Raw genomic sequence first — 4,555 nt, 5'->3', positions numbered from 1 at the left:
TGAAACTCAGTATGTTGTTTAAGAACTGAACAACATGGGGCTACCATGTCTTCTCATCGAATTAAGCAACAAAGCCTATAGAATCACTTGCACTTGATACTGACGATATCCAAAATTTATTAAGACAAGCCATAACCCAAGGCCAATACGTGAATTCTGAGTGGTGCGTTCAAAAGCCAACTGGACCTTGGGCAGCATGTGATAGCTACCGCTTACAAAGAGAGGAATGGCGAGAGCATGCATATAAGTATATGAGCTGTAATTATTATGTAAAATTTGCGATTGGTAAGACAGGTAAAATTCTATTACTTGTGTCATGCCACGTCTCGCAATAAGGATTGAGCAATGACAACTAAAATTTGTCCGATCTGCGAACAAGGCCACTTGAGTACCCAAGAAGAAATTATCCATGTTGAACATATGGGACAGCATGGTTCAATTTCTAGTCAATTTTCAACTTGTGATGTATGTGGAAGTGAACAAGCAACCCCTGCAAATGCTCGTTTTAATAAACGTGCAATGATTGCTTTCAAAAAGCAAGTTCAAGGCCTTTTGACAGGCGTTGAAGTGCGCGAACTTCGTAAGGGTTGGGGTCTCAGCCAAGAGGATGCTGCAAAAATATTTGGTGGCGGCCCTGTGGCATTTTCAAAATACGAGTCTGATGATGTAATACAGTCCGAAGCTATGGATAGGCTCATCAGGGTAGCTCGCGATGTTCCAGCCTCTCTCGATAAGCTGATGGCAAATGCAGGCGTTAAGCGTCAAATAGCTACCGACTGGACGACTGTAGCAATAGTAAATTTCCACGATAAATTAAATATCAAGCGAACTCATGTAGTGCGTCAACATGAGTTTGGTTTAGAGGCAAATTATGGCTACTAAAAATAGTAACCACTTACAGAAAGCCATTGAAAATCTGGTTATTGAAGATGTGTATCAGAAAAGTACAAGAGCATTCTGTGCAGACGATTTTGATACTAAATCATATAGTGAAATTGAACACCTTCACATCCAACAGATGCACGTTGTACACAAGAGCGAAACGATTCAGATTGAAGATGATGGTGAATTACTTCGTGTATTCGTGCGACTTGGCACACGATGGATCGTTCCATCAGAAGATGCTGAGAAACCAGATATAAAAGCTGCTATTGAAAGTGATTTTATAGCAGAATACAGAATAAAATCTCCTTTAGAACAAGAATGTATCGATGAGTTTTCATTGAAAAACGCTAGCTACCATGTTTGGCCATACTGGCGAGAATATTTAAGTTCCCAATGTGAGCGCATGAGATTACCAAGAGTTGTCCTTCCTACCGTACAGTTCACTAAATAACTAAGCCAAACCAGTGCTAACTGCACTGGTTTTTAGCCGCTAGATCGATTTCCCCCCAAAGCCACTTACGGACATAAAAACATCCTATTGCCACATAAAGTAAGCGGTATTTAGGCGAACTATATTTATCTAAGCATTCTATTTTACTAGAAACCAATAAAGGGGTAGGCGTTTCAGAATAGAATTGTTATTAATATATTTACCATCAGAGGGTTCAGAACTAAGAGAGCTTTTTTATCTATCAATGAAATGAGCAAACTTTAGTTTTTTTGATGATTTGAGCGAGAACAGTGTTCTCACAGTAGCATTCTTCTCTGCCAGCCAGACTCAATAGGTTAACTTTTATGTTATGAGAACACCCTTCTATACGGTTAAACTGCTTGAACCCTCACTCATATTCAACAGTCGCAAGTGTAGCGACACTTAGGATACGCAGAGCAACCATAGAAACTTTTACCCGCATTACGACCTTTTTTAGCAACACGAATCACAAGGTTAGACTGGCAGTTTGGGCAAACCTTGGAATGAGGCTCGGGTGCAGGCTCACCAATGACTGGCTTATTCATAAAGCTGCGTCCATCTTCAATCATGTGGACTAGCTCGCTACCATTAACCAACCACATGCGCTTCTCTTGAGCAAAGGCGATGGCTTCAGAAGTAAAATCTCCCGATGTTACGATGATCATTTTGCTAGCACGATTGTCGATCATCACACCATACATTTCTCTTAAGACTTGAACTCCGACTTTTCTAGCTTTCCAGTGCTTACATTGTACAAGACTCAACTCACCGTCTTTAGTTAACCAAATATCTACCCCACCATCGGCCTGCTTTGAGAAAGATTGTTTAACGTCGTAGCCTTGCTGCTTAAAGTACTCGCCAATGTAGCTTTCAAATTCAATCCAACTGAGGGAATTAAGCGGAGTCGTGTTTTTGTGTGCTCTGATTTGAGACGTCGTCGCAAGATAATTATGCTTTCGCTGATACTGCTTAAAGAATGCAATGGGAGCAGGAATTAAAAACAAAAAAGCAAAATACGGTGCCATTTGCGGAAGATTCGGCCCAATGGCATTGAAGATGAAGTTATCACTGCGAGCCGCTAAACCTGGCAATAGGAAAGATAAACCAACATAAATGCCTGCTGAGAACAAGATACTCACCCACCACGGCGCATCCATCAAATGCCAAATAATTCCATCATTTTTCCGAGCCATAACTCCTCCCAATAAGCATCAAAATGCATTAAAGCACAATTGCCAGACCTAATACATAGAGTTAAATCATGTATTTAGTGGGAGAACAAACAGCTAGAACATTGTTCTAGCAAGAGCATTTTTATTTATTAATTAAATGACCAAACTTTAGTTTTTGATGATGTGAGCGAGAACAGTGTTCTCGCAGTAGCGTTTGAACGCTACCAGCCTTTGCCTATATACCCAAACACGAGTCGGATAATACCTAACTCTGTCTTTCGCCATTCGGAGAACATCGTTCTCCGTTCAACTAATGAAGATTTGAGAAGAAAGTGGCTCCCTGAGATAGACAAAAGCAGGAACAAGGTTCCTGCAAGAGCATTTTTATTCGTGTTATTAATCATGTAAACAATGACTTACTTTATATTTACGAAGGTTAAGCGAGAACACTGTTCTCGCAGTAACAAGTGCATCTATTTTTGTTCTTCTAGCCATCGCTCAATATCTTTTCTCTGCCACCCAACAACTCTAGAACTAAGCGTAACAACGGGTGGTATTTTTCCATCTCGACGCCAGCGCCACAAAGTACTTACGCTTACCCCGATCTCTTTCGCTAACTGCTCTTGTCTTACAAACATTTTATTACCTTTATTTCTCTATTATTTAGTCGCATCTTAGATTCTCATCGCCCAACTCATAATATAGAATAAGCAACAAACCATATTGACATGATAACGAATGGACTTAGATCAAAAGCGCAATGCATTGAGAGTACAGCTAGAAACAGCAATTAATGACTTAAAAAAACAGGCCGAATATCGAGGTTGTAAAATTGCTCAGCGACGTCGTTCTGGGTATTTATACGCTGTTGATGCCGCTCGGAACATTGTTCTGGAAACGTGGTTTACCAAGTTACTCAGACAACATGGAACCATACTCAAAAAGTACAGCAGTTCTAATGCTATCCATCTTGCCGAGATCATCGAAAGTTATGGTGGATTAAATAAAACAATTAAACTTATTGAAACGGTGCTAGCTTTACGTGGATTCGGTCTTCATACTCAACAACGTATCGATTATATGGATCAAGTACTGTGGGGGTTAAAAGATTTACGTTCACTCACGCCACAGCACCAAGAAGAAGCGATACGCTGGAACAGTGTTCTACCTTACTGCGCACTATGCTGGCGTCTACGCAGCCGATCTCACTACTACTGCGAAAAACACCATCCCATTAAGTCCACTAAACTTTATAAACAGCAAAAATACGCAGTTATCACTGCATTGAAACACCTGCCCAACCAGAACAGCACTGCTTACGAAAAGTATCTTGCACAGCCTAACAAACAGAAAAAGTTAGGACGACAACTGTATGATCTGGTCAGCGGCTATGCGCCGCATCCACGAGTATTTCTACGTCACTGTAAAGATAGCGCTATGTCAGGGGACTGGATCACACTATCAAAGAACATTGTTCAGACATGTAAAGTAAACTACCCAGCGAGCTATAAAAAAATAAATCAGATCAAGTCAGATGATTTTGGTCAATGGTCATCATGGTGTATCGCGATAGTGAGATGTTTAGATTCTAAAGAACCAAACGCGTGGAGTGATAAAGAGTGCCTAACGCTTTTCAATGAGTTGAATACTTGGACCACACTGATTGGGATCTTGCATCGCTTCGAATGTGTAGAACGAATCAATAGCATTGAAACTAAGCGTGGCCCAGACGTTGGATATGGAGCCAATCTAGAACAACACCAGTTGATCAAAGAGCTGTTAAAACAACAACTAGCAACGAATAGCAAAACTAACTTAAGTGATATCGCCAGAACGCTTGGGCTTAGCAGACAACGCATACACCAGATCATTAAAAAACATCAATTGCTCTCCTAAGCAGCAAAGTAACTGTTCAAAAAACAATCAAATTTATTTTACATTTTTAATTATTCCCGAATTCAACTGCGAAGTGCGACACTCGCTAATATCAAGCAGCCAATGCCATTTCTTTAAATACAATTGCTGG

Annotated in this window: 5 protein-coding genes; 3 read left to right on the top strand and 2 right to left on the bottom strand. The window is 40.4% G+C overall.

Annotation, left to right across the window (positions count from 1 at the left end; genetic code table 11):
* The first annotated feature begins 345 nt into the window (after positions 1-345).
* Both R7Z77_RS23625 and R7Z77_RS23620 read left to right on the top strand, forming a co-directional pair.
* The gene (locus tag R7Z77_RS23625; RefSeq protein WP_025500614.1) at positions 346-882 is read left to right on the top strand and encodes a type II toxin-antitoxin system MqsA family antitoxin; all 537 of its coding nucleotides are present in this window, start codon (positions 346-348) and stop codon (positions 880-882) included.
* Positions 872-1,336, top strand: a complete 465-nt coding sequence (locus tag R7Z77_RS23620; RefSeq protein ID WP_025500613.1) for a hypothetical protein — start codon at positions 872-874, stop codon at positions 1,334-1,336. Before R7Z77_RS23625 ends, R7Z77_RS23620 begins: the two co-directional genes overlap by 11 nt.
* 398 nt (positions 1,337-1,734) lie before the next feature.
* Here R7Z77_RS23620 and R7Z77_RS23615 read toward each other — a convergent pair whose 3' ends face one another.
* Positions 1,735-2,550, bottom strand: coding sequence for a restriction endonuclease (locus R7Z77_RS23615; RefSeq protein ID WP_005480548.1), 816 nt, complete (start codon positions 2,548-2,550; stop codon positions 1,735-1,737).
* 452 nt (positions 2,551-3,002) lie between these two features.
* Positions 3,003-3,167: a helix-turn-helix transcriptional regulator gene (locus R7Z77_RS23610; protein WP_025591867.1), complete on the bottom strand. Its 165-nt coding sequence runs from the start codon at positions 3,165-3,167 to the stop codon at positions 3,003-3,005.
* Positions 3,168-3,267: 100 nt separating this feature from the next.
* On the opposite strand from R7Z77_RS23610, the gene R7Z77_RS23605 reads away from it, so the two are divergent.
* Positions 3,268-4,425: a MarR family transcriptional regulator gene (locus R7Z77_RS23605; protein ID WP_253652036.1), complete on the top strand. Its 1,158-nt coding sequence runs from the start codon at positions 3,268-3,270 to the stop codon at positions 4,423-4,425.
* The last annotated feature ends 130 nt before the right edge of the window (positions 4,426-4,555 follow it).

The sequence above is a fragment of the Vibrio sp. 1401 genome (assembly GCF_033340295.1).
The sequence above is the reverse complement of the archived record's forward strand: the minus strand, read 5'-3'. Positions and strand labels throughout refer to the sequence as shown.

Bases quoted from the DNA above. Each gene is read 5' to 3' on its own strand.
- R7Z77_RS23625 (WP_025500614.1), top strand. From the start codon at position 346: ATGACAACTAAAATTTGTCCGATCTGCGAACAAGGCCACTTGAGTACC.
- R7Z77_RS23620 (WP_025500613.1), top strand. From the start codon at position 872: ATGGCTACTAAAAATAGTAACCACTTACAGAAAGCCATTGAAAATCTG.
- R7Z77_RS23615 (WP_005480548.1), bottom strand. From the start codon at position 2,550: ATGGCTCGGAAAAATGATGGAATTATTTGGCATTTGATGGATGCGCCG.
- R7Z77_RS23610 (WP_025591867.1), bottom strand. From the start codon at position 3,167: ATGTTTGTAAGACAAGAGCAGTTAGCGAAAGAGATCGGGGTAAGCGTA.
- R7Z77_RS23605 (WP_253652036.1), top strand. From the start codon at position 3,268: ATGGACTTAGATCAAAAGCGCAATGCATTGAGAGTACAGCTAGAAACA.